At 47.5% G+C, this 25,498-nt stretch carries 24 protein-coding genes; 17 read left to right on the top strand and 7 right to left on the bottom strand.

Annotation, left to right across the window (positions count from 1 at the left end):
• The first annotated feature begins 14 nt into the window (after positions 1 to 14).
• From EAT1B_RS01995 to EAT1B_RS01985, 3 genes are all read left to right on the top strand, one after another.
• Positions 15 to 248 carry a YneF family protein gene (locus EAT1B_RS01995; protein WP_012726454.1) on the top strand — a complete coding sequence of 78 codons (234 nt, stop codon included), beginning with the start codon at positions 15 to 17 and terminating at the stop codon, positions 246 to 248.
• Between the two features lie 125 nt (positions 249 to 373).
• The gene (locus tag EAT1B_RS01990; protein WP_041917900.1) at positions 374 to 2,128 is read left to right on the top strand and encodes an ABC transporter transmembrane domain-containing protein; all 1,755 of its coding nucleotides are present in this window, start codon (positions 374 to 376) and stop codon (positions 2,126 to 2,128) included.
• Positions 2,118 to 3,881 (top strand): ABC transporter ATP-binding protein, encoded by a 1,764-nt coding sequence (locus tag EAT1B_RS01985; RefSeq protein WP_012726452.1) that lies wholly within the window; start codon positions 2,118 to 2,120, stop codon positions 3,879 to 3,881. Before EAT1B_RS01990 ends, EAT1B_RS01985 begins: the two co-directional genes overlap by 11 nt.
• Before the next feature lie 77 nt (positions 3,882 to 3,958).
• On the opposite strand, the gene EAT1B_RS01980 is transcribed toward EAT1B_RS01985, so the two are convergent.
• A complete protein-coding gene (locus EAT1B_RS01980; RefSeq protein ID WP_012726451.1) occupies positions 3,959 to 4,141 on the bottom strand; it encodes an aspartyl-phosphate phosphatase Spo0E family protein in 183 nt (60 codons plus the stop codon).
• A 188-nt stretch (positions 4,142 to 4,329) separates the two neighbouring features.
• Here EAT1B_RS01980 and EAT1B_RS01975 point away from each other — a divergent pair, with 188 nt between their 5' ends.
• Both EAT1B_RS01975 and EAT1B_RS01970 read left to right on the top strand, forming a co-directional pair.
• Positions 4,330 to 5,028 carry a cytochrome c biogenesis CcdA family protein gene (locus EAT1B_RS01975; RefSeq protein ID WP_012726450.1) on the top strand — a complete coding sequence of 233 codons (699 nt, stop codon included), beginning with the start codon at positions 4,330 to 4,332 and terminating at the stop codon, positions 5,026 to 5,028.
• Positions 5,029 to 5,047: 19 nt separating this feature from the next.
• Positions 5,048 to 5,500 (top strand): CcdC family protein, encoded by a 453-nt coding sequence (locus EAT1B_RS01970; RefSeq protein ID WP_012726449.1) that lies wholly within the window; start codon positions 5,048 to 5,050, stop codon positions 5,498 to 5,500.
• A 34-nt stretch (positions 5,501 to 5,534) separates the two neighbouring features.
• Here EAT1B_RS01970 and EAT1B_RS01965 read toward each other — a convergent pair whose 3' ends face one another.
• The 3 genes from EAT1B_RS01965 to EAT1B_RS01955 form a co-directional block, all read right to left on the bottom strand.
• Positions 5,535 to 7,094: a cation acetate symporter gene (locus tag EAT1B_RS01965; RefSeq protein WP_012726448.1), complete on the bottom strand. Its 1,560-nt coding sequence runs from the start codon at positions 7,092 to 7,094 to the stop codon at positions 5,535 to 5,537.
• Entirely contained in the window at positions 7,091 to 7,369 is a 279-nt protein-coding gene (locus EAT1B_RS01960; protein WP_235439565.1) for a DUF485 domain-containing protein, read from the bottom strand. The genes EAT1B_RS01965 and EAT1B_RS01960 overlap by 4 nt, the downstream gene beginning before the upstream one ends.
• Before the next feature lie 306 nt (positions 7,370 to 7,675).
• On the bottom strand, positions 7,676 to 8,107 hold the full coding sequence (locus EAT1B_RS01955; protein WP_012726446.1) for a DUF2621 domain-containing protein: 432 nt from the start codon (positions 8,105 to 8,107) through the stop codon (positions 7,676 to 7,678).
• A 178-nt stretch (positions 8,108 to 8,285) separates the two neighbouring features.
• Between EAT1B_RS01955 and EAT1B_RS01950 the strand changes: the two genes are divergently transcribed.
• The 12 genes from EAT1B_RS01950 to EAT1B_RS01895 all read left to right on the top strand — a co-directional run bounded on the left by EAT1B_RS01950 (position 8,286) and on the right by EAT1B_RS01895 (position 22,533).
• The gene (locus EAT1B_RS01950) at positions 8,286 to 9,884 is read left to right on the top strand and encodes a peptide chain release factor 3 (RefSeq protein ID WP_012726445.1); all 1,599 of its coding nucleotides are present in this window, start codon (positions 8,286 to 8,288) and stop codon (positions 9,882 to 9,884) included.
• Between the two features lie 195 nt (positions 9,885 to 10,079).
• Positions 10,080 to 12,794, top strand: a complete 2,715-nt coding sequence (gene acnA / locus EAT1B_RS01945; RefSeq protein WP_012726444.1) for an aconitate hydratase AcnA — start codon at positions 10,080 to 10,082, stop codon at positions 12,792 to 12,794.
• Between the two features lie 113 nt (positions 12,795 to 12,907).
• Positions 12,908 to 13,399: a DUF3939 domain-containing protein gene (locus EAT1B_RS01940; RefSeq protein ID WP_012726443.1), complete on the top strand. Its 492-nt coding sequence runs from the start codon at positions 12,908 to 12,910 to the stop codon at positions 13,397 to 13,399.
• A gap of 127 nt (positions 13,400 to 13,526) precedes the next feature.
• The gene (locus EAT1B_RS01935; protein ID WP_012726442.1) at positions 13,527 to 15,092 is read left to right on the top strand and encodes a BCCT family transporter; all 1,566 of its coding nucleotides are present in this window, start codon (positions 13,527 to 13,529) and stop codon (positions 15,090 to 15,092) included.
• Between the two features lie 101 nt (positions 15,093 to 15,193).
• Positions 15,194 to 15,871, top strand: a complete 678-nt coding sequence (locus EAT1B_RS01930) for a hypothetical protein (protein WP_012726441.1) — start codon at positions 15,194 to 15,196, stop codon at positions 15,869 to 15,871.
• Positions 15,872 to 15,927: 56 nt separating this feature from the next.
• Positions 15,928 to 18,186 (top strand): AAA family ATPase, encoded by a 2,259-nt coding sequence (locus EAT1B_RS01925; protein WP_012726440.1) that lies wholly within the window; start codon positions 15,928 to 15,930, stop codon positions 18,184 to 18,186.
• Between the two features lie 31 nt (positions 18,187 to 18,217).
• Positions 18,218 to 18,634 carry a thioesterase family protein gene (locus EAT1B_RS01920; RefSeq protein WP_012726439.1) on the top strand — a complete coding sequence of 139 codons (417 nt, stop codon included), beginning with the start codon at positions 18,218 to 18,220 and terminating at the stop codon, positions 18,632 to 18,634.
• Between the two features lie 78 nt (positions 18,635 to 18,712).
• A complete protein-coding gene (locus EAT1B_RS01915; protein WP_012726438.1) occupies positions 18,713 to 19,573 on the top strand; it encodes a M15 family metallopeptidase in 861 nt (286 codons plus the stop codon).
• Between the two features lie 11 nt (positions 19,574 to 19,584).
• Entirely contained in the window at positions 19,585 to 20,205 is a 621-nt protein-coding gene (gene plsY, locus EAT1B_RS01910; protein WP_012726437.1) for a glycerol-3-phosphate 1-O-acyltransferase PlsY, read from the top strand.
• A 173-nt stretch (positions 20,206 to 20,378) separates the two neighbouring features.
• A complete protein-coding gene (locus EAT1B_RS01905; protein ID WP_012726436.1) occupies positions 20,379 to 21,149 on the top strand; it encodes a DeoR/GlpR family DNA-binding transcription regulator in 771 nt (256 codons plus the stop codon).
• A gap of 13 nt (positions 21,150 to 21,162) precedes the next feature.
• Positions 21,163 to 21,816 (top strand): copper homeostasis protein CutC, encoded by a 654-nt coding sequence (locus EAT1B_RS01900; RefSeq protein WP_012726435.1) that lies wholly within the window; start codon positions 21,163 to 21,165, stop codon positions 21,814 to 21,816.
• 72 nt (positions 21,817 to 21,888) lie between these two features.
• Complete coding sequence (locus EAT1B_RS01895) at positions 21,889 to 22,533, top strand: DUF975 family protein (RefSeq protein ID WP_012726434.1); 645 nt, start codon at positions 21,889 to 21,891, stop codon at positions 22,531 to 22,533.
• A 14-nt stretch (positions 22,534 to 22,547) separates the two neighbouring features.
• Here EAT1B_RS01895 and EAT1B_RS01890 read toward each other — a convergent pair whose 3' ends face one another.
• The 3 genes from EAT1B_RS01890 to EAT1B_RS01880 are packed head-to-tail and all read right to left on the bottom strand — an operon-like array spanning position 22,548 to position 25,426.
• Positions 22,548 to 22,781 (bottom strand): hypothetical protein, encoded by a 234-nt coding sequence (locus EAT1B_RS01890; protein WP_012726433.1) that lies wholly within the window; start codon positions 22,779 to 22,781, stop codon positions 22,548 to 22,550.
• Positions 22,782 to 22,826: 45 nt separating this feature from the next.
• A complete protein-coding gene (locus tag EAT1B_RS01885; RefSeq protein WP_012726432.1) occupies positions 22,827 to 23,699 on the bottom strand; it encodes an NAD(P)-dependent oxidoreductase in 873 nt (290 codons plus the stop codon).
• Positions 23,696 to 25,426 carry an ABC transporter ATP-binding protein gene (locus tag EAT1B_RS01880; protein WP_012726431.1) on the bottom strand — a complete coding sequence of 577 codons (1,731 nt, stop codon included), beginning with the start codon at positions 25,424 to 25,426 and terminating at the stop codon, positions 23,696 to 23,698. The genes EAT1B_RS01885 and EAT1B_RS01880 overlap by 4 nt, the downstream gene beginning before the upstream one ends.
• Positions 25,427 to 25,498: the final 72 nt, after the last annotated feature.

The following is a 25,498-nucleotide window of genomic DNA, read 5'->3' as shown; positions in this document are numbered from 1 at the left end:
GAGGAGGTAAAGCCTTGAGTACATTATTCTGGATTCTTCTTGTCGTGGCAGCACTCATCGGGGGTATCGCGATTGGATTCTTTATCGCGCGTAAATACATGATGAACTACCTTGAACAGAACCCGCCAATCAATGAAGATATGATTCGTACGTTGATGATGCAGATGGGTCAAAAGCCATCACAGAAGAAAGTCAACCAAGTGATGCGCGCCATGAACGTGCAGATGAAAAACGAAAAGAAATCATAATCAATCACGAAAGCACTTCGGTTCCCGAAGTGCTTTTTTGTTTCCTCTTTTTGTTAGACAATCGAACAGACTTTCGCTACGATTAATAAATAATCTTCATCTAAAGACAAAGGGGGGCGTTTCACATTCGTGTATTCAAACAATTATCTTGGTTTTTGCGTCTTGAGTGGAAGACGTACGCGCTCGGCATCGTCTTACTGATCTTCGTGGCTGGTCTAGAACTGATTCCACCACGCATCATCGGACGGATTGTCGATGAGATCAACCGTGGTTCGCTTTCGTCCGACACACTCTGGCTATTATTAGGGGGACTTGCCGCTGTTGGAATTGGAAACTATATCGCCCGCTTCTTTTGGCGCTATTTTATCTTCGGCGCATCGATTCGTCTAGGAAGAATGCTTCGTAGCCAACTATATCGGCATTTCACAGATCTTGATCAGCGATTTTATAAAAAGTCACGGGTCGGTGATTTGATGGCCCATGCGACAAATGATGTACAAGCCGTATCGATGACGGCCGGTGCGGGGATTTTAACACTCGTCGATAGCGTGACACTTGGGACGTTCGTCATCATCACGATGATTACAACAATCAGTTGGAAATTGACGCTCGTTGCCTTACTACCGTTACCAATCATGGTCGCTTTGACGACGCGATATGGAAAGATGTTACATAGCCGATTCGGGGTCGCCCAAGCGGCATTTTCAGAATTGAATGACAAAGTGCAAGAAAGTGTCAGTGGCGTCCGTGTCTTAAAATCGACGGGGGAAGTCGGTCGGGACGTGGAATCGTTTGAGAATTTATCGAGTGAAGTCATGGCCAAAAACGTACGAGTCGCGAAGATTGATGCCTTATACGACCCGACCATCTTCGGAATTGTCGGATTGTCTTATATCCTTTCGGTCGGGTATGGAGCCGTCTTGATTGAACAAGGAGAATTGACGATTGGACAGATCGTCAGCTTCACAGCTTATTTGGCACTGTTGACATGGCCAATGTTAGCCTTTGGATGGTTGTTCAACATCGTGGAGCGTGGACGTGCGTCTTACGACCGGATTGAGCGGATGCTCGCCGTCAAACCTGAGATTCAAGACGACCGCATGGCTGCGACGACGCTCTCTCATTCAGAGGTGGAAGTTGATATTCGAAACTTCGCCTATGACGAGACCGTTGTGCTCCACAATGTTCATTTTCGGATTGAGCGTGGAAAAACCATCGGGATTGTCGGCAGAACAGGTGCAGGGAAGACAACGATTGTCCGTCTGTTGACACGTGAGTATGACGTGAAAGATGGAAAGATTAAAATCGGCGGGATCAACATCCGCCAAGTGAAAAAGTCACTTCTGATGGATAAGATTGCGGTCGTGCCGCAAGATCACTTCTTGTTCTCGGATTCGATTGCGAACAATATCGCGTTCGGAAGACCCGATGCGAGCATGGAAGAAATCATCGAAGCGGCTAAGGTCGCTGAGGTGCATGAAGATATCGTCCGTCTTCCGGAAGGCTATGCGACACTCGTCGGTGAACGCGGGGTCACATTATCAGGTGGCCAGAAACAGCGGATTTCCATCGCACGGGCGCTCATGACAGCGGCTGATGTCTTGATATTAGATGATGCGTTATCTGCGGTCGATGCGAAAACGGAAGAGTCGATTATCGAGCATTTTCGAGTCGGCAATCCGGACCAGGCGCGCGTCATCGTCGCCCATCGACTTTCCGCCGTGGAACATGCTGACGAGATTCTCGTGATTGAGGACGGAAATATCATTCAGCGAGGTCGTCATGAGGCATTGCTTCAGGAGACAGGCTGGTATCGAGAGACATATGATCGTCAGCAACTTGAAGCGATTGTAGAAGGGGGTGGACACGATGAAACATGATGTCCAAGAATGGCAAGTCATCAAGCGACTGCTCAGTTACGCGAAACGGTATGGTAAACCGCTCAGTGTCGCCTTCGTATTTCTCTTGATTGCGACAGGTGCAAAGTTGGCAGGGCCGTTTCTAATCAAAGTGTTCATCGATGAATTCGTCACACCGGGTGTCTATCCAACGAACTGGGTCATCGCTCTCTTCGCCGTCTATATGGTTCTTCACGTATCTGCAATCGTGTTTGATTATCTACAATCGATTTCGTTTCAAAAGATTGCGCTGAAGATTGTTCAAAATATTCGGATGGATATTTTCCGCCACGTCATGGGGATGCGGCTCGCTTATTTTGACCGTACACCAGCGGGCGTCCTTGTATCGCGTATTACGAACGATACGGAGGCGGTGAAAGAGCTCTATGTCGGAGTGATGAGTACGTTCGTTCAGTCCGCTGTTCAGTTGATCGGGACGTATATTTTCCTCTACATTTTAGAGCCGCCGCTCGCGACGATGGGACTCATCTTGTTGCCTCTCTTTTGGCTCATCATTTGGGCGTATCGTCGTTTCTCGACGAAATATTTCGCACAAGTCCGGGATTTGTTGTCACAACTAAACGCCCAGTTGAACGAATCCATCAACGGGATGGGCATCATTCAACAATTTCGTCAAGAAGAGCGTCTCATCCGTCAGTTCGAAGAGACGAACGAAGCGCATCAGGAGGCGCGATATCGGAACTTAAAACTCGATAGCATGTTGCTACGCCCAATCATCGAACTCCTTCTTGCCTTCTCCATCATCGGTCTGCTCGGCTATTATGGGGTGCTCTCCATGAGTGAACAGGTTCAGGTAGGGGTCGTGTATGCTTTCATCAGCTATATTGAACGTATTTTCCGTCCTGTACTCGATATCATGCAACGATTGAGCGAATTTCAACAAGCCGTCGTATCGGCGGATCGTGTCTTCAAAATCTTAGATACGGATGAACCGGCTCCAGGTAAACAGATGCCTGGTGAAGCACGGATCACTGATGGGGAAGTTCGATTCGAAGACGTGACGTTCAGTTACGACGGAGAAGTTGACGTGTTGAAACAAATTTCGTTCGTGGCGAAACCTGGTGAGACGGTAGCGCTCGTTGGTCATACTGGGAGTGGTAAAAGTTCGATCATCAATTTGTTGACCCGTTTTTACCCATATGAATCTGGTCGCATCACGATTGACGGGCAACCGCTCGAACAGTTCGAGGAGCAAGAGCTTCGTCATCAGGTCGGGCTTGTCCTACAAGACCCATTCTTATTCACCGGAACAATTGAAGAGAATTTGAAGCTGTTCAATCCGGACATCGATTCTGAGCGCGCGCGTGAAGCTGCTGAATTCGTCCAAGCGCATACATTCATTGAAAAGTTGGATGCTGGCTATGGCCATGTCGTCGGAGAGCGTGGAGCGACGTTCTCAAGCGGGGAGCGTCAATTGCTCGCTTTTGCTCGTACGGTCGCACGTAATCCAAAGGTGCTTATTCTCGATGAAGCGACAAGCTCCATCGATACCGAAACAGAAGAGCGTGTACAGACTGCGCTCGATCGGATGCGTCGGGGTCGGACGACGATTGCAATCGCCCACCGCCTGTCGACGATTCAAGATGCAGATTTGATATTGGTCTTGCATCGCGGTGAAATCGTAGAGCGTGGCAATCATCAACAGTTATTGAAACAAGACGGACTGTACAAAAAGATGTATGAACTGCAATCCGGACAACGTCTGATGTCTTGATTTGGAAAGGATACCTATTCAGGTGTCCTTTTTTCCATGGAAAAAGCTCGTCACACAAGGTGACGAGCCGTCAAGTTTCAAGAATGAAGTTGCTCTTTATTATGCTTTGATAGGACATGACGAGTGATTAGAGAGTCAAGTTCTTGGCTTACTGAAATGACTTCAGGTGAGGTCCAAGAATGCTTTGACGCGATTTTATACAGTTCATCACGTTTTTGTTCAATGGCCTGGTGTAGTGTATCTGCTGCGGTGACTGCCACGTTCGTTCCCCCATCATGTAAATTAGAATTTTGTGAACTGGAATATCCAAATCTTAGCACCTCCGTTTACAGATGACAAGTTTCATTTCCATTTCAAAAATTACAAAATGATGTTGAGGTTTGAAAGAAAAGATTCGAGCAATTTAAATAGGATTTCGCTATAATGGTCGTGAAAGGTGGAAATCGTCATGGAAGTCACATTATGGCTCGCATTTGGGGCGGGCGTCTTATCGTTCTTGTCACCATGTACGCTCCCGTTGTATCCGGTCTTTCTCTCGTATATCACTGGGGTTTCCGTATCTGAGTTAAAAAATGAAGGATTAAAACAGCGTACAGCTTGGTTCCACACATTTTCGTTCTTATTCGGTTTTTCGATTGTCTTTCTTGTGCTAGGGTTGTCGACTTCGTTGATCGCAGACGTCTTCATCCAATACAAGGACAGTCTACGCATGTTCGGCGCCATTTTGATTTTCGTATTCGGCGTCTTTTTGGCGGGCTTATGGCAACCGCAATTTATGATGCGTGAAAAGAAAATGGATATCGGCGAACGAAAGAGCGGTTATTTTGGAACCGTTTTAATTGGTATTGGATTTGCGGCCGGTTGGACACCGTGTACAGGTCCGATTTTAGCTGGTGTGATCGCACTAGCCGCTACGAACCCGAGTCAAGGACTCGGCTATATGTTGGCGTATGTCATCGGGTTTGCGATTCCATTTTTGGTGATGGTCGCATTCGTTGGCAAGATCAAGTACTTAGCACGCAACAGTGCAAAAGTGGCAAAAGTCGGAGGCTATTTGATGATGGCGTTCGGCGTACTATTATATTTTGACGGAATGAATCGGTTCGCTGCATGGATGAGCGAGCTTGTCGGATTCACCGGATTTTAAGGGGTTGACCGAGATGTCAATGTTATGGGGGTCGACTCTCGTTGCGTTGTTAATGGGTATCGTAGCGAGCTTTGTTCGTGTAAAAGCATCGGCAAAGCCGACGAATGCGAAGAAAATTTTAATCCCACCACTTGCGATGACGACCGGGATGATTCAGTTTTTGATTCCTGCGTTTCGCTTGTCATGGGTCGAAGTGGCTGAGGCTCTTGCAGTCGGGCTCATCTTCAGTCTGTTTTTGATTAAGACATCAAACTTTGAAAAACGGGACGGCGAAGTGTATCTCTCACGATCGAAAGCATTTTTCGTGGTCGTGTTCGCACTCCTTGCCATTCGTACAGCAATGAAGATTTGGGTCGGTCATGAGGTCGATCTCTTCTCGACCGGCGGATTGTTTTATTTGATTGCTTGGGGGATGATTGTCCCGTGGCGAATCGCCATGTATCAAAAATATAAACGAATCGCAATCACGTAAAAATGGAGTGGCGTTGAGCCACTCCATTTTTTATTTAGTCTGCTTTCGTAGCGGCGACTTCCGTCTCCGCGTCGATTCCAGTGTTCGCCTTGACGAGGACGCGTTCATAGTTTCCTGCTGCTTCATCCGATTTCGTGACCAGTGTACCAATCACGGCAGCGATGAAACCGAGAGGGATTGATACAATCCCGGGATTGGATAGTGGGAAAAGGGCTTCACCGACAAAGATGGCCGAACCGTCCGGAGCCCAAAGGTTCGGGCTGAGTGCGACTAGAATCAGTGAGGAGAACAAACCGACGACCATTCCCCAAATGGCGCCTCCTGTATTAAAGCGTCTCCAGAAAATCGTAAAGAGAATCACAGGTAAGTTCGCACTCGCCGCAACGGCGAAGGCGAGCGAGACAAGAAACGCAACGTTCATCGACTGGGCGAAAAAAGCTAGTCCCATTGAGACGAGGGCGACCGCAACTGAAGCGATTCGCGCGGCTTTCACTTGTTCAGTTTCTGTCGCTTCCCCTTTACGAATGATATGTCCGTAGAAGTCATGGGCGAAGGCGGAAGCGGCTGACAGTACGAGTCCTGCTACAACGGCAAGAATTGTCGCGAACGCGATTGCGGCAACGAAAGCGAACAAGAGGTCACCACCGAGCACTTGCGCGAGAAGAGGGGCCGCCATGTTGCCGGCTGGGTTTGCGGCGAGAATGGCATCACGTCCGACGAATGCTGCGGCACCGAAACCTAGGAATATGGTCAAGATATAAAATGCACCGATGATCCATGTCGCATAGACGACGGATTGCCGAGCAGTCGGTGCGTCTTTGACGGTGAAGAAGCGAATCAGAATATGAGGGAGCCCTGCCGTACCGAGCACGAGCGCCATGTTTAATGAGATAGTATCGAGCGGTAGCTTGAATTTATTCCCTGGGTTCAAGAAGTCACTTCCGAGTGGGGTCGCTTTGCTGACTTCATTGAACATTGTCGTGACGGAGAAATCAAAACGAGCGAACACGAGAAATGAGATGATTGCCGTCCCAATCATTAAAAGTACGGCTTTCGTGATTTGTACCCAAGAAGTGGCCGTCATGCCACCGAAAACGACGTAGACCGTCATCAAGATACCGACGACGACGACACTTGTCGTATAAGGGATTCCGAGTAACAATTCAATCAGAGCACCCGCTCCGACGAGTTGCGCAATCATGTAGAAAATGGAGATGACAATCGCATTCATCGCTGCGACACCACGAACGCGGGGCTTGTTGAAACGTGCCGCGATCATATCTGCCATCGTATATTTCCCAAGATTACGTAATGGTTCGGCGACGAGATAGAGGACCACGAGGTAGGCGACGAGGAAACCGATAGAATAGAAAAATCCATCGAATCCCGCGAGCGCGATCATGCCCGCAATTCCGAGAAACGATGCGGCAGACATATAGTCCCCTGCAATGGCAAGACCGTTTTGAAATCCGGTCAATCCACCGTCTGCCGTATAAAAGTCACTGGCAGTTTTTGTTTTTCGTGCTGCAAAGTATGTAATCACAAGCGTGAGTCCGACAATGGCGATAAAGAGGGCGATTGCGGTCCAGTTCATGATCTCACCTCGTTTTTTAATTGTTCGACGAGAGCGTCAAAGCGACGGGCACGTCGACTATAAAGTACACAAAGTGTCCAGGTCATGATGAACTGGGAAAAGGCGAACGCCCAAGCCCAAGTGATGTCCCCGATGAGTGGTGTATTCAAAATCGTCGTATAACTCGTCAGAATCGGGAGTGTGAAATAAAAGATGAGTGAGAAGATGATAGCTGGAACGATGAATCGATTTTTTTCCCGCATTAACCGATGAAATGTCTCGTGCTCGGTAATCATGTGGGCAGATTGATGGCTTGTCGTTTGTGAAACGTGTGTCACATCATGCATAATAAACCCTCCTTGACTGTAAGATAAATCCATTATGCGTTGTGAAAAACAGTTCAGTCATTCCTTTTTTTCGTGTCGAAACAGAAGACGTTATATTAATATTGGTCATACCAATTTATTGTAAGCGTTTTCAATATTGTCTAATTCGTGAACGTTATTTCGGTGTAGTATAAAACTCAAGAAAAGGTACTTTTGACCCATTAGGCGAATCGCACAATTCGACAAACAAAAAACTCTATCTGAATGAGATAGAGTCTACTGCTGAAAATAGTGTTCGTATGGCGTCCAGTCGATCTGTTCTTCGGCTAGCGCTTTTTTTAAGAACTTATGATCGCGCTTAGGTGTCGCGGCGATATAACCCTTTACCACGAGTTCGGTCGTCATTTTTTTGGCTCGCGTTTCAAGCGCGAATTGACCGATTTTACCTGCGATTTTTCGGATCGCGACGTCGCGGAACAACTCGGGTACCGGTGTGACGAGACGATCTAATAACGTCCGCGTTTCCGGAGTCCATAGATGACGCGTTCTTTCTATATAATCATCTTCGATGTCAAGTAGGGAACGTCCATCTTCTTTTGGCATTCGTTTTAAAAACTTACGAAACATGAAGTACCCGCCAATCGTCATGAGTCCAATCATGACGAATCCCCAGAATACAATGAAATACATCATCAAGTTTTCTGGCATCGTCTTTCCCCCGTTCTATACATTCACTTGCTTTCATCGTTAGTATACAAAAAAGAATCCATTTGCAAAAGGCGTACGTTCCATTAGGATAGACGAACGGATTTGATTTCGTTAGAATAGATAGCGTTGCTACGAGAATAAGCATGAACTGAGACGAGAAAGGAAAGGTCTATCCTATATGAGCCAATTGAAACAGGAAGTCGAGAGACGTCGGATATTCGGCATTATCTCTCACCCGGATGCGGGGAAGACAACATTAACAGAGAAATTACTTTTGCACGGTGGTGCGATTCGCGAGGCGGGTACGGTCAAAGCGCGCAAAAACTCAAAGCACGCGAAATCCGACTGGATGGAAATCGAGAAACAACGTGGGATCTCGGTCACATCATCTGTCATGCAATTCATCTATCAAGATAAGGTCGTATCGATCATGGACACACCAGGACACAACGACTTCGGTGAAGACACGTATCGCGTGTTGACATCGGTTGATAGCGCGGTCATGGTCATCGATGCTGCGAAAGGGATTGAAACACAGACGAAAAAACTATTCCAAGTTTGTCGGATGCGTGGGATTCCAATCTTCACATTTATGAACAAGTTGGATCGTCAGGCAAAAGATCCGCTTGAATTGATGGAAGAGCTCGAAGAAGTGTTAGGCATGCCTTCTGTCGCGATTACATGGCCGATCGGGAGCGGAATGCAGTTTGAAGGTGTCTACGACCGAATGAAAAATGAGGTCCACTTGTTCCGTGGGGAGAAGTCGACACTTCAACTGAGTGAGGACGGGGTAAACGACCCGGTGCTCGCTGATCATCTTTCTGAAGAGAACTTGACGAACCTTCGCGATGAGATCGACCTTCTTGACGGAGCGGGGAACGAGATTGATGTCGAGGCGATTCAGAGCGGTAAATTGACACCGGTATTTTTCGGAACAGCGCTCGTCGACTTTGGCGTGACTGCGTTCTTAAATCACTATTTAGATATGTCTCCGGCTCCTGAGGCCCGTAAGTCGAACGTCGGTCCGATCAATCCGACATCAGAAGACTTCAGTGGATTCGTCTTCAAGATTCAAGCGAACATGAACCCGGCACACCGCGACCGCATCGCATTCGTCCGCATCTGTTCCGGTGTGTTCGAGCGTGGGATGGACGTGACGCTCACCCGGACTGGGAAAAAGATTAAATTGAGCCAATCGACACAATTGATGGCGAACGATCGAGAAACAGTCGACCAAGCGTTTGCCGGTGATGTCATCGGGATCTACGATTCTGGGACGTATCAAATTGGAGATACGATCACCACGTCGAAGCAAAAGATTGCGTTTGAAGCCTTGCCGACTTTCCCACCGGAATTGTTCATGCGCGTTTCGCCAATCAACTCGCTCAAGTCGAAACACTTCCATAAAGGGGTAGAACAGCTTGCGCAAGAAGGGGCGATTCAAGTGTATCGCAACGAATATAACGAGATTTATCTTGGCGCGGTCGGACAACTTCAATTCGAGGTATTCGAATATCGTTTAAACAATGAATATGGCGTCGATATTCGAATGGAACCAGTCTCATATAGCGTTGCTCGTTGGGTCAAAGATAAAGAGTTGAAGGCATTGAAACCGTTCCAAGATTCACGGAACATGCTCGTTACAGACCGTTGGGAACGTCCGGTCTTCCTGTTCGCGAACGAGTTCACATATGAACGGTTCGCTGAGCGTCACGCAGATGACTTGACGCTTGTTGAGGCACTTGACGTCAACGAAGAGATCGGTACGGAAGAATAAGATGTAAACACCTCGTTTCTGAGGTGTTTTTTTGTTGTGAAGTAAGTCATTTTAGTTTTGATAAGTTTTACTTATGACTAATTTGTGACGGAATGTATTTTACGTCACGCTATACTTGTATTATGATAAATATGTGAAAAGTAAGCGATTACGCATTGTCGTGTGGTCGGCGCTTTCAAAAAGGGGGAAATTGCAATGGAACAGACGAATGTTTTAGACGCCTTCGCATCTCGGACAAAGTTCGAAGCGAACGGGCAATCGTATGATTTTTATCGTTTGAAAAAATTGGAAGAAGAAGGATTGACGGACATCAGCCGTCTTCCGTATTCGATTCGCGTTCTTCTTGAATCGGTTCTCCGTCAACAAGACGGGCGTGCCATCACGAAAGAACATGTCGAGAACTTGGCAAAATGGGGCACTGCCGACGTCTCGAAAGACATTGACGTACCGTTCAAACCGGCACGTGTCGTACTTCAAGACTTCACGGGTGTACCGACGGTTGTAGACCTTGCTTCACTTCGTAAAGCGATGGCAGACCTCGGTGGAGACCCAAACAAAATCAACCCAGAAATTCCTGTCGATCTCGTCGTCGACCACTCAGTTCAAGTAGATGCATATGGTTTCGCTGGCGCATTGATGAAAAACATGGACATCGAATTTGAACGTAACGAAGAACGTTATAAGTTCTTACGTTGGGCTCAGACGGCATTTGACAACTATCGTGCCGTACCACCTGCAACGGGGATTGTTCACCAAGTAAACTTGGAGTACTTGGCATCTGTCGTCCTCGAGAAGAATGATGCAGAAGGTACAGTTGCTTATCCAGATTCACTCGTCGGAACGGATTCGCACACAACGATGATCAACGGACTCGGTGTTCTTGGCTGGGGTGTCGGAGGAATCGAGGCGGAAGCAAGCATGCTCGGTCAACCATCATACTTCCCAGTGCCAGACGTCGTCGGTGTCAAAATCATCGGTGAAGTAAACCCTGGTGTGACAGCGACAGATGTGGCGCTCGTCGTGACAGAGATGCTCCGTCATGAAAAAGTTGTCGGGAAATTCGTTGAATTCTTCGGACCGTCGCTCCACACGATGCCACTTTCAGACCGTGCGACGATTGCAAACATGGCGCCTGAATATGGTGCGACATGTGGATTCTTCCCGGTCGATACGGAAACATTGAACTACATGCGTACGACTGGTCGCTCTGAAGAGTTGATTTCACTCGTCGAAGAATACTCTAAAGCGAATGATCTCTTCTATACACCAGATCAAGCTGATCCAACGTTCACAAAAGTGTTGACACTCGACTTGTCGAAAGTCCAGCCTTCACTTGCGGGTCCGAAACGTCCACAAGACCGAATCAACCTCTCAGACGTTCAAACATCGTTCATCGATAGCTTGAGTGCTCCTGCAGGAAACAGTGGCTTCGGACTTGACCGTTCTGAACTCGACAAAACGGCGACAGTCAAGTACGAGGACGGCGCAGTCGACATGAGTACGGGAGATGTTGCGATTGCAGCCATCACAAGCTGTACGAACACGTCGAACCCATACGTCATGGTCGGTGCTGGACTCGTTGCGAAGAAAGCCGTTGAACGTGGCTTAACCGTTCCGAAATACGTGAAGACATCACTCGCACCAGGTTCGAAAGTCGTAACGGACTACTTGGATAAGGCTGGTTTGACTTCTTACTTGGACGAACTTGGCTTCAACACGGTCGGATACGGTTGTACGACATGTATCGGAAACTCTGGTCCGCTTGACCGTGAAGTCGAAGATACGATCACAGAAAACGACTTGCTCGTGTCGTCAGTCCTCTCTGGTAACCGTAACTTTGAAGGGCGCGTTCACCCGCTCGTGAAGGCAAACTTCTTGGCATCACCACCGCTCGTCGTCGCTTACGCTCTTGCCGGGTCAGTCAACTTCGACATTATGAATGATTCGTTCGGTACAGACAAAGATGGAAATGAAGTATACTTCAAAGACATCTGGCCATCAAACGATGAAATCAAAATGGTTGTCCAAGACGTCGTATCACCAGAAGCATTCCGTAAAGAGTACGAAACGGTCTTCACTGGTAACGAGCGTTGGAACGCACTCGATGTTCCGGAAGGAAACTTGTATGACTTCTCAGATGAGTCGACATACATCCAAAACCCACCGTTCTTCGAACAACTCGAACCAGAAGCGGGCGAGGTTCATGCATTGAATGGCTTACGTGTCATCGGGAAGTTTGCGGATTCGGTTACGACCGACCACATCTCGCCAGCTGGATCATTCTCGAAAACGACACCAGCCGGTCAATACCTCCTTTCTAAAGGGGTAGAGCCAATCGACTTCAACTCATATGGTTCTCGCCGTGGTAACCATGAAGTCATGATGCGTGGTACGTTCGCAAACATTCGTATCCGCAACCAAGTTGCTCCAGGAACTGAAGGTGGCTTTACGACGTACTGGCCAACTGGTGAAATCATGCCAATGTATGATGCGGCTATGAAGTACAAGGAACAGGGAACAGGTCTTGTTGTCCTTGCAGGAAATGATTACGGAATGGGATCATCTCGTGACTGGGCAGCGAAAGGGACGAATCTTCTTGGAATCCGTGCGGTCATCGCACAAAGTTTCGAGCGGATTCACCGTTCGAACCTTGTCATGATGGGTGTGCTCCCGCTTCAGTTCTTAGACGGGGAATCGGCTGAATCACTCGGATTGACTGGTGAAGAAGCAATTGATATTCAAGTCGATGAGTCTGTACGTCCGCGCGATATCTTGAACGCAAAAGCGACACATGAAAACGGAACGGTGACAGAGTTCAAAGTCATCGCTCGTTTCGACTCTGAAGTTGAAATTGATTACTACCGTCACGGTGGAATCCTGCAAATGGTTCTCCGTAACAAATTGAAATAAGTGCTAGTCCATGACCTTCCTTTGAAAAAAGGAAGGTTTTTTTCATGAATATGCAATTTTAAGGTGAAAGTTTTAAAAGATTCGGGAACAGGAAGACAGGGAGGGGTGCGCTTATGGATAAGAAAGAGAAGCTCGGAAAGAGTTGGTGGAAACGATTGACGCAACAAAAAGAGGTGGAACAGGATCGAGAAATTGATATCACCCTTTCAGAATTGCGTCATGCGATTCACGAATATGAACAGACACTGCCAAAAGGTGTGAATCGCACCGTCCTACTGGATGACTCGCAAGAAATCGACACCAAACGCTTGAAACATCACCTTTCGGGAATCCCGAAACAACGTTTCTTCATGTCAAAAGAGACGTTTCATATCGTACCGGAAGATGAACGCGACGTCATTTATGAAATGGATCAAGTGCAACGGGCACTCGATCTGTATATGGACCAGGAGAAGAAATTACCGTTACAAAAATTTCAGAACGCGCTTCAACTCGATTTGACCTGTTTACGAGAGGGGGGTTATTTAAAAACGTTGCCAAAAAGACCTTACTATGTGGTCGATGAAACATTGATTGTTTCACTGGAGCCCAAAGAAACAACTTGATGACAAGACACCTATCTATTGGACGGTAAACAACACATTTATGTACACATAGGGTTGTGACTTGTTTCAAAAGTATGTTAGGGTGGAAAACGTATATGAAAATAGAAAATTAAATAGGAGTGATTTTATGGAACGAAAAAGCCGGGTGACGACCGTATTCGTCGTATCTGCAATCATAACTGGCTTATTTACGATTTGGGGACTTTTCCCCGAGAGTTTATTAGGTAATGCCAGTCTATTAAACGTGACGAGTACGTTACAAGGCTGGCTCTCAAACGGGATGGGTTGGTTCTATCTCTTGAGCGCCACCGGGTTTTTACTGGTTGCCATCTTTTTAATCTTTTCAAGATATGGTTCGATTCGACTTGGAAAGGATACAGATCGTCCAGAATTTAGTTATTTATCATGGTTTGCCATGTTATTCAGTGCCGGGATGGGAATTGGACTCATCTTCTGGGGAGCGGCTGAACCGTTGCTCCACTTCCACTCACCACCATTCGCTTCCCCTACACCTGAAGGAGATGCACGGACTGCGATGCGTTATGCATTTTTCCATTGGGGCCTCCATCCATGGGCGATTTACGCAATGATTGCGCTCGCCATCGCATATTCGACGTTTAGAAAAGGTCGTCCCGCGACGATTGGGGAGACAATCGGTTCGCTCGTCCATAACCGCTACGAACAACCCGTGAAGCAAACGGTCGATATCCTCGCAGTCATTGCGACTGCATTCGGGGTAGCGACTTCACTTGGTTTTGGTGCTCAGCAAATTGCCGGTGGCCTTCATTACCTCATCCCTGGGGTACCGAACGCTTTCGTGACACAGTTGATCATCATTGCCGTCGTAACGGTGCTCTACATGATCAGTGCTTCGACAGGTCTTGACAAAGGAATTCGAATCTTAAGTAATACGAATATATTCTTGGCAATTGTCCTACTTGTAGCGACGATGTTTGCGGGACCGACAGCTTTCATTTTCGACTTGTTCACACAAACAGTCGGAACTTATTTGCAGCAGCTCCCGAGCATGAGTTTCCGTACAGCCGCATTTGAACCCGTTGAACGTGAATGGGTGAACGGTTGGACCATCTTCTACTGGGCTTGGTGGATTTCTTGGTCACCATTCGTCGGAACGTTTATCGCACGTGTATCGAAAGGGCGTACGATTCGGGAATTTATCATCGGAATCTTACTTGTCCCGACATCATTCGGATTATTATGGTTCTCCGTCTTCGGCGGTTCGGCCATCTGGGCTGATTTGTTCGGAGGATATAGCTTAATTGATCAAGTAAACGAAATCGGTACTGAAGTCGGGCTGTTCGCACTGTTTGAAACGTTCGGTGGTTTTGGGACGCTTCTCAGTGTAATCGCCATCTTCTTGATTTCGACATTCTTTATTACATCGGCCGACTCTGCGACATACGTCCTCGGTATGCTTACATCGAACGGGAAGCTTATCCCGCCGATGGGGATTAAAATGACTTGGGGAATCATCCAATCATCAATCGCAGCCGTATTGTTGTATGCTGGTGGATTAGATGCTCTACAAGCTGTTGCGATTCTCGCAGCCTTCCCATTCATCTTCGTGCTCATCTTTATGATGATTGCCTTATTCAAGGATCTTACCGACGAACCGGATGAACGAGATAAATGGCTAGAGATGCAAAAGAAAGATGAAGATAAACTAGGTTAATTCGAAAGGGTCTCAGATGAGGCCCTTTTTCGGTCAAAAATATTTTGCTTGTCCTTCTCGCTAGTGTAGGATAGTAAGTGAAGAAACGAGGAGGATAGGCTATGAAACAACAGATAAAAAAACGGTTGAGCTGGGTGATATTGGCCGGCATCCTCATTGTCGGGGCATTACTCGCATATAACTTCTATGTGCTCATGGATTTGAGCGGGGAAGAGGAGGAGCAAGTCGAACCATTCTACTCGAATGTCGTGATCGGATATCAAGAACGCAAACTTCCAAAAGAAGGCGAAGAGCTCGAAGAACGAGAGTATCTTGTCACTTATGATGAGGATGGACATTTTGTATCTGAAGTCGTGACGGGTCCAAATGTTGGCGCGAAAGCTGAATGGGATGGAGAGACCTACTTAGAGTTCAATCCGGACGGGGAAGAAGTTCTTCGACAGGAGACGAACTCCGGAGCAGTCGCACCTCATCCATTCTTGTCACGTGCAACGAACGAACAGATTCGTAAATGGCTCGATGACGGGACGCTCGGTTCAAGTGAAGGCGAAACCGATTTGGTCGGACGTACCGCGCAAGCGTATGTGAAATCAGAATCGGCTGAGACCGTTCCGGAAGAGTGGATTGAAAACTATCCATCGATTTTTAGTGAAGAAGAAAATAAAGAGACTGTCACATATTATGTCGATGCGCACGAACGAATCTTGCTCGCGGCAGAATCGCGGAATAACGGGAAGTTATTCCATTCGATTCGGATGACATCGTTTGAATCAAGATAATCCGATGGGGAGCAGACATGATGTCGGCTCCCTTGTCGTCTGAAAGGGAGAACAAGATGAAACAAATTCAAGTGGAACAAGTTCAAACGGACTTGACGAACTGGGAAGCTGGAGAAAAAGTAAACGAGGCGGCTTTGTTATCTTACGCACATTGGTCTCGTGCGACTCAGCACCAAGAAGAATTAATTCGTTCCTTGCGGCTGCTCGCAACACATCGGCTCAAACAAAAGGAAACGATGGACCCGTTACTCAACCGCTGGGTAAACGAGTTGGAGGCGATGAACGCACTTCCTCCAGAGCTTCGTCTGTTTCAACTGAATGAGCAGTTGCGTCGTTCGAAACAGGCGCTTCAAGTCGACTGGCCAACCTTACGAGAGACCGATTACGCCTCGATGAAGGTTCAAATCTTAACAGAGTACGAGTCAAAAACGTCAGCGTTGCTCGATCAACTTGACCAACTCCATGATGAGGTGGAGACTGCGAAGTCTGATTTACGTGATTCTGAATGGCGCGGACAATTGGAAAACCTGTTTGAAGCGATCATCGAAGCGATGCAAGAGGTCGCATCTCTTGAAGATGATACCGCCTCCTTGCTCGCATCCATGCAGGGGAACTATTTCAGTCGTGAAGCGTTTCATCGTTTCGGGGAGCGCGTTGCCCTTGTGAAAGAACGACTACACACGATTTGTGAGCTACTACCAGACCGTCCGACCGAGGCACGCTCGAGCGCGATTGAGTCACTTGAAGACATGATTGGGCTCGATGACATCAAAGCGCGTGTAAAGGCATGGTATCGCTTCCTCCTTTTCCAGAAGGAACGAGAAAAGGCTGGATTTTCTTCAAAACATCAACCTTCCCTTCATCTCGTCTTCACAGGGAATCCAGGAACCGGCAAGACGACATTAGCGAGACTCATGGCTGAGATTTACTTTGAACTCGGCTTATTAGGACGCCCAGACCTTGTCGAGGCAGATCGTTCGAGTCTTGTCGGTGCCTATGTTGGACAAACGGAAGAACAGGTAATGAACAAGGTGAAAGAGGCGGAAGGTGGTGTCTTATTCATCGATGAGGCATACGCATTGAAGCGTCAAGATGCGAGTGGCAGTGATTACGGACAAGCGGCCATCGATACGCTTGTCGCCGCAATGACGAGTGGCGAATATGCTGGCAAGTTCGTCGTCATTCTAGCTGGTTATCCAGAAGAAATGCGTCATTTCCTCTTGGCGAACCCCGGTTTACGTTCACGATTCCCTGAATCGAATCACTACGAGTTACCGAACTACCGTGACGAAGAATTGGTCGCCATCGGTGAGAAAGTGGCACAAGAGAACAATTACGTGCTGACAGAAGAGGCGAAACGATCACTTCTTGCTCGAATCGACAGAGAACGGGTCGACTCGACGTTCGGAAATGCTCGGACTGTCCATAACATTTTACTTGATGCGATGTTTAAGAAGGGTTCCCGCTTCGGTGCAGATGCTCCGTTAGACGAAATGGCGCTCTTGACTGAAGAAGACTTTGATCAGCCAGATGATGAATCGAGTCCGACATCGTTAGATGACCTTGTCGGCATGGAAGATGCAAAAGCACAACTGGCTGAAATTGAAGCGCTCATCAAGATACAGAAGAAACGAAAAGCGCTTGGTTTGAAGACGGCGCCGGTCCAGCTCCATGTGACACTAACCGGAAACAGCGGTACCGGAAAAACGACATTTGCCTATCTGTATGCACAGATGTTGAAACGGACAGGATATTTGAAGCGAGGACATGTCAATGTCGTCAGTCGTGCAGATTTAGTTAGTGGCTATGTGGGACAGACAGCTCAAAAAACGAAAGCGGCGATCCGTGACGCCCTTGGCGGCGTCTTGCTAATTGACGAGGCCTATAGTTTGAACGGCGGGGCGAACGACTATGGCCGGGAGGCAATCGATACACTCGTTGATGAAATGCCGAAACATGGCGAGAATCTTGTCGTCGTCCTTGCCGGTTACGAAGGTCCGATGCGCCGATTAATTGAATCCAACCCTGGTCTTAGTAGCCGAATGAAACGGACGATTCATTTTGCTGACTATACGCAAGAACAGTTAGTAGACATCGCGAAAAACTACGCAAGTCAGTTCGGCTATGTGATGGAGGAAGATGCGCTTAAAGCATTAGCTACTCGCTTACAAGACATCAAACATGCGAACGCGCGCACCGCTCTATCTGTTATTGATGAATCGATTGCTCGTCAGTCTTATCGTTTAGTGTCGACGGAGGATGAGAATGTGTCACTCCAGCAATTATTAGTAGTAGATATTAAGAGTAAGTTATAATATACTTTTCTTAGGAAAGAAGGATGATTCAATGCACACGGTTCAAATCCCAGTAAGGTATCAAGAGACGGACATGATGGGCATCGTCTATCATGCCAACTATTTAGTTTATTTAGAGATTGCGCGCACGGAATTGTTACGACAACTAGGTGTCGAGTACAAAGATATGGAAGAAGCGGGATTTGTCTCTCCCGTGACAAATGTATCCATGGACTATAAGCGTAGCGTGACGTATGGTGATACGGTTCATGTTCGTGTATGGGTCGATCAATATTCAAAAATCAGAACGATTTATGGCTATGAGTTGACGAATCAACATGGAGAACTTGTTGGCACAGCTACTACAACGCATGTCGTCGTCAAACGAGGCGACTTCAAACCGATTCGACTTGATCGAGAGTTCCCGAAATGGCATGAAATGTATTTGAACGTCATGAACCCTGTCTAAGAATCTTCTGTCTTCGTACCGTCAGTGTGGTATCATATCTTGACGGTACTTTTTGTTATCTAGAAAGGGGAAGATCGCATGCGTTATCCATCGATTTTGATGGTTTGCGGCGCCTTGACGTTCATGTTAGCCGGTTGTACGACAAACGAGCAAGTTGAACCGAAAGAACCAACGACACAGTCATCAACAATAGATGAACCAAAGACAGAACCAAATGAACCGACTTCGGATCGTGAAGATGAAACGGTCTCCGAGTCACCTTCTGAAGAGGAGACGTCGGACGAGACTGAACAGCCGACCGAACCAGTAGAGGAAGAACCTGTGGCACCTAGTCAACCGATTGAAACGGATGGTGTGGCCAATTTGGAATTAGATGAATTGATTCTTGTAAACAAGCAAATTGCATTGCCTGCCGACTATCAGCCAAGTGATTTAGTAGAGGCGAATATCGATTTTGTCGACTCGACAGTCGGTGAACGTCGAATGTTACGTAAAGAGGCTGCTCAGGCGATTGAAGGTCTAATGAAAGATGCGAAGGCAGCAGGAATTGATTTGAAAGGGACGAGTGCGTTTCGTTCATACGCCTATCAAGTCAATCTCTTCAATGCTTATGTCGAACGAGATGGCAAAGAGCAAGCCATGAAATACTCCGCACCACCAGGTCATTCTGAACATCAAACAGGACTTGCGATTGACGTATCGAGCGCCTCAGTCAACTATCAACTGACTCAAAGTCTCGGTGAAACGGTTGAAGGAAAATGGCTAGCCGATCATGCTCACGAGTATGGTTTTATCATCCGTTACCAAAAAGAGTTTGAGGAAGAGACCGGGTATATGTACGAACCATGGCATTTACGTTATATCGGTATGGAGCATGCGAAACAGGTACATGCATTGAATCAGCCATATGATCGCTATATTGCGGAATTTATGAAATAAGGGGAATTGCGATGCCATATGTGACAGAAATCATGATTATTATTTTAAGTTATCTACTTGGTGCCATTCCGTTTGCCCTCATCATCGGCAAGCTCGGCTATCGCGTAGACGTTCGAGAACATGGGAGCGGCAATTTAGGGACGACGAACACGTTTCGCGTATTAGGTAAGAAGGCAGGAATCCTCGTTTTGCTCGGTGACATGGGGAAAGGTCTTGTCGCTGCATTGCTGCCTCTACTATTCGGAAGCGAGATGAGCCTGCTTCTTGCCGGAATCCCGGCAGTGATTGGACACTCTTATCCAGTCTTTGCGAAATTCAAAGGTGGAAAATCGGTTGCGACGAGCGGTGGAGTTTTGTTGGCAGCCTTCCCGTGGTTCTTCTTTGTCGTCGTCGGTACATTTATCGTGACGCTCCTCACTTCGCGCATGGTATCCCTCTCCTCGATGGCTGCCGCCGTGGTGGGACTGGTGACAGCAACGACTTATAGCATCGTGACGAAAGATTGGTTACCGCTGATCGTCATCGTGCCACTCGCATTGTTCATTATTATTAAGCATCGTACCAACTGGCAACGTATTCGTGCTGGAAAAGAACCAAAAGTTCCACTGTTTCAACACAAGCCGAAATCATGACGCATGCAGGTACGTCCGTTTAGGGCGTGCCTTTTTTGTGTATTGTCGTTGATTTACACAAAAAAGAAACAAAAACATGTTGGATTTGCTCGTTCTTTACTTTCAATTTACGTTAAATTTACATGCGTTCGTTACACTAGAAAAGGAAAGATTATTGTGGAGGAGGCAGGGACGTGTCTTTAATCGGTGAAGAGCGTAAACAGAAAATTGTAGAATGGATCGAACGAGAAGGCAAAGTAAAGACGAGTGAGTTGATCGAGCGCTTGAACGTATCGGGGGAATCGATTCGACGTTATTTAGAAGAGTTAGAAAAAGAACATCGAATCAAACGTGTATACGGGGGAGCGGTCCTTCATCAGAGCATGTCCTTTCAGCCCATCGTGATTGCAAACATGGATGGAATTCGTCGAATCGCCTATACCGCATTTCAGCTGATTCCAGATGATACATTATTATATATCGGACATGGGGTTGCAGCAGAGCAAGTGGCATCCCGGTTGCGTGGTCGCAATGTGACGGTCGTGACGCCATCGTTGACGGTGGCGAAGGCGTTGTTTGAACAGCGAGCAAAAGGTGTGCTCGGTGGCGAAATTCAGCTGTTAGGTGGTACAATCGACCCGAAACATCTCGTGACGACAGGTGAGCAAGTCCTGGCGCAACTTCAGACTTACATGTTCGACCTTGCCATCTTGTCCGTCGAAGGAGTTGATGCGTCACTAGGTTTAACGTGTGACGCGTTTGGCCTCGCCAGTATCACCCAGTCGGTGATGTCACAAAGTCGCGAGACGTTCTTATTGACAGACCATACCCAACTGAATCAACAAAAGCGGTATCGCGTCTGTGATTTTTCGAAGGTGACGGCGATTATTTCTGATTTTCCTGAACCTCAAGATTTCAAAGGCGTCTTAGCCGAACATGGTGTGGACTGGAAGTTCGCACCGTAAAGGGAGCGATTGAATGAATGTAGAAGTGATTGTCACTACACTGACGGAAGCTATACAGGCTGAGCAATTCGGTGCGAAACGACTCGAACTGATTGCAGATATGGAAAATGGGGGGATCACACCAAGTTTTGGAACGATTCGAAACGTGGTCGAACATGTATCGATTCCGGTGCATGTGATGATTCGCCCCCATACACATTCGTTCCATTACAATGAGGATGATGTCGAAACCATGCTTGCGGATATCGGTCTATGCCGTGAGCTCGGTGTCGATGGGATCGTATTCGGTGCATTGACACAGGACGGTGCGATTGATGAGCGGATTTTAGGTGAAGTCATCAAACACAAAGGGGAAATGACGCTCACGTACCACCGTGCCTTCGATGCATCTCGTGATCTCTTTGAAGCGATGGACGTGTTGAATGAATATCCGGAAGTAGACATTCTCCTTACTTCAGGCGGTGCCAACACCGCACTAGAAGGAATCGAAACCTTGATTGCCTTGAAGGAACGGGCGGAGATGACACTTTTGCCTGGTGCAGGGATCACGGTGGAAACGTTACCGATTCTTCAAGAACATCTTGACGTAGCGATGGTACACATCGGAAACGGTGTACGAACGAATGGAAAGCTCGATGAAGGAAAGTTCAAACCACTTCTTGGATGAGCCAAGGCAGAAAACAGTCGGAAGACTGTTTTTTTGCTATAATGAGAGAAAACAATAAATGTAGGTGAATTCATGCAATCTTCCGTTTACAAACAATATGCGCTACGCATGCTATCAGGGAAGTGGGGCATCTCATTACTCGTTGTCTTAACTGTCATGGTCATTCAAGCGATGATCACGACACGACTTGATCTCTCGACGAACGACCCCGAAGTCCTTTTGACCTCGGTGGCGCTCCTTTACGGGGCGACGGTTTTGCTCGCCCCCATCGAGCTCGGGAAAAATTGGGTGTTTCTTCAGGTCGCGAAAGATGAAAAGCCAACGTTCGGATTGTTGATTGAATCGTTTGGGTCACTGAAAGACTATTCACGTGCCGTGGTCTATTATGCCGTATTCTATTTAGGTCTAAACGTGCTGATGCTCTTCTTGATCGTACCTGGTGTCTGGTTCTATTTGACGTATCGGATTGTACCGTTCATTATGCGAGATAATCCTGACCTATCAGCGTTCCAGGCGATGAGAAAGAGCCGACAGATGATGAAGGGTCACAAACAGACGATGTTAAAGCTCTTTGCGAGTTTTATCGGATGGTATGCGCTCGTCCTTCTTACTGGAGGCTTAGCTTATATCTTTGTCACACCGTATCTTCAAACGGCGATTTCTGGACTCTATTTGGAGCTAAATGCCTCCTATCAAGCAAAACAACCGGTCGGATAATCCGACCGGTTGTTTTATGTTCCATGCTGATCTGACTTTTTAGGATTTGGGGCGTCTTCAAAATCTTGTTTTTCCTCTTCCGACGCATCCGCATGCCATTTTTTCGCTTGCTCGGTGGCAATGGGAATCGCTTTCGTCTCAGAGTAGCCTTGCGCGAGTAATGCGTTCGCGATATCAATGGCTTTCTTTTTTACAAGTGGATCGAAGTTTTTCAGTGATTCTGGATAGTCTTTCATATTCCATGGCACGAAAATCGCCTCCTTCATTCCTACTAATTCCACAAACGTCCGGTTTCAAACGTCTTGATGGAGATAATACTCGATCAGTGCTTGTGTGCCATTCTCTCCGTATCCGTTCTCTTCCAAAATCGAATAGAGGCGATGTGCGAGCTCGAGACCTGGTAATGTCACTTGTAGCTCGTGTGCACTCTCGATGGCAAGTGTCATGTCTTTGATAAAGTGTTTGATGAAGAAGCCAGGTGCATAATCTTCGACAATCATTCGTGGAACCAGGTTTTCAAGCGTCCAGCTACCAGCTGCCCCGCCACGAATCGTACGAACGAGCGCCTCTGGGTCAATTCCAGCTCGTTTACTGAACGCTAGCATTTCGGCATTCCCCATCATGATGCCGGCAATGGCGATTTGATTGGCAAGTTTCGCATATTGACCGCTCCCTGCGTATCCCATTCGTTCAATCGATTGTCCCATCGCTTCAAATAGAGGCTTCGCTTTATTGAAGGCGAATTCACCCCCACCGACTAAAATCGACAGCGTTCCATTTTTGGCTCCGACATCGCCACCTGTTACTGGTGCGTCAAGTGGGAGGAGACTCCGCTCAATGGCAGTCTCGGCAATTCGTTCAGCCAGTTTCGGTGAGGACGTCGTCATGTCGATCAATAATGTACCTGGTTCTGCCGAATCAAGAATGTTCCCTTCGTCAAAATAGATGGATTCGACATCGGACGGATAGCCGACGATCGTGATGACGGCATCGGCATCTCGGCAAACGTCCCGTACCGAATCACACCATGTTACACCTTCCTCTAACAATGCAGCTGCCTTCTCTTTCGTCCGTGTGTATGCTTGTACTTCAAATCCGTGTTTCATCAAATTACGTACCATCGATTGGCCCATGACCCCGAGCCCGATAAATCCGATTGTTTTCATGTCGCTTGTCCCCCTAATAATTGTTGTGAAACGAGTCGTTGATATAGTTCATTCTCCGTTAAAAGTTGCTCATGTTTCCCGATTCCGCTGATTCGTCCGTCTTCTAAGACGACAATCTGGTCGGCATGTCTGACAGTCGAGAGTCGGTGGGCAATCACAAGCGTCGTTCGTCCGACCATCAGGCGGTCTAACGCTTCTTGGACCACACGTTCTGATTCGGAATCTAGACTTGATGTTGCCTCGTCGAGCAATAAAATCTGTGGATTTCGTAACAACGCACGCGCGATAGCAAGCCGTTGCCGCTGCCCGCCAGACAAACGGATGCCTCGCTCACCAATCTCCGTATCGAGCTGTTCTGGCATCGTTTCAATGAACGACCATGCGTTGGCCATTTCACAGGCCTCTTTGATTTCATCATCGCTCGCTTCATGTCGAAGTCCGTACACAATGTTTGTCCGTACAGATCCTGAGAGGACGGGGGAATCTTGAGCGACATATCCGATGATTTGACGCCAAGTGTCACGCCCGTATGTTTGAATCTCTCGATTTCTATATCGAATCGTTCCTGCCGTCGGTGTGTAGAACTGTTCGACAAGTGAGAAAAGTGTCGTTTTCCCGGCACCACTCCGTCCGACGATGGCGGTTGTCGCCCCCGGTGACACGTGAAGTGTCAATCCTTGGATGACGGGTTCAGTGCCATAATGGAAAGCAACGTCTTCGAATGAGAGTGCTGTCTGATGAATCGTTTCTTCATGTGTGCTGTATGGTTCGGGACTGACTTCGAGCAATTCAGCAATCCGTTCCGTAGCTCCACGCGCCTTTTGAAGTCTCGTCAAGAATTCACTCATCGTGATGAGGGGCGTGATGATTTGGAAGAGATAGAGCATGAAGGCGAGTAGTTCGCCCGTTGATAAAGCTCCGGTCGAGACGCGATATGCGCCGAACCCGAGGATGGCAATTAACATCCCGGTCAAGGTCACATTGAGAAGGGGAATAAGGATTGCTTGAATTCGTCCTTCCTTCACCCCGTAATCGAACAGTGTCTCGATTTTTGCTTTGCCGGTTTTCACTTCCATCTGTTCCGTCGCTTGTGATTTGACGAGGCGGATTTCACCGAGCAGTTCGGCGAAGAAGCCGGAAAGATTTCCGAGTTCTTGTTGTGTCTCTTTTGCGATAATCCGAAGCTTCCGTCCGAGCGGTATGACAATGATGAGTGTGGTCGGAACAGAGAACAAGATGACGAGTGTCATTTGCCAATCGAGTGTGAACAAGATGACGACGGCGCCGATGACCGAGACGAGGGAGGTCAACAACCTGACACTTTGTTCGGATAACAACTGTTGAAGCGTCGTCGTATCATTGTTCAACCGAGACACCAGTTCCCCCGACTTGATGCCGTCATAGAAAGGGATCGGCAGTTTGACGAGATGGTCCCACAAGGTCGTGCGTAAATTGGCAACGACCCGTTGCCCCACAATATGTAACCAATAAATCGAAACGGCACTCGTGATGACCTGAATCAAAAATGCGATGACGAAATAGATGATCCATTCTGGTGTCAATAAGTCGCTGCTCCACCGGTCGACCACACGTTGCAAGATGAGCGGAATGGCCAGTGAGGCGACGGCTTGAAGGAGAGAGATGAGAATGGCTCCGACAAATAGCCCTTTCGGAGGATTCGCGATTTTGAATAATTGAAAAAAAGTTTGCCATGTTGATGGTTTCATGTTGGAAGTCCTCCTCTCCTCTTACTTTCGCTGTTTCAAAAACGGGTGTCAAGACGTCGAATCATACGAATG

This window comes from Exiguobacterium sp. AT1b (genome assembly GCF_000023045.1).
In the GTDB taxonomy this organism is placed as follows: domain Bacteria; phylum Bacillota; class Bacilli; order Exiguobacteriales; family Exiguobacteriaceae; genus Exiguobacterium.
This window is presented reverse-complemented; position numbering and strand designations above follow the sequence as displayed.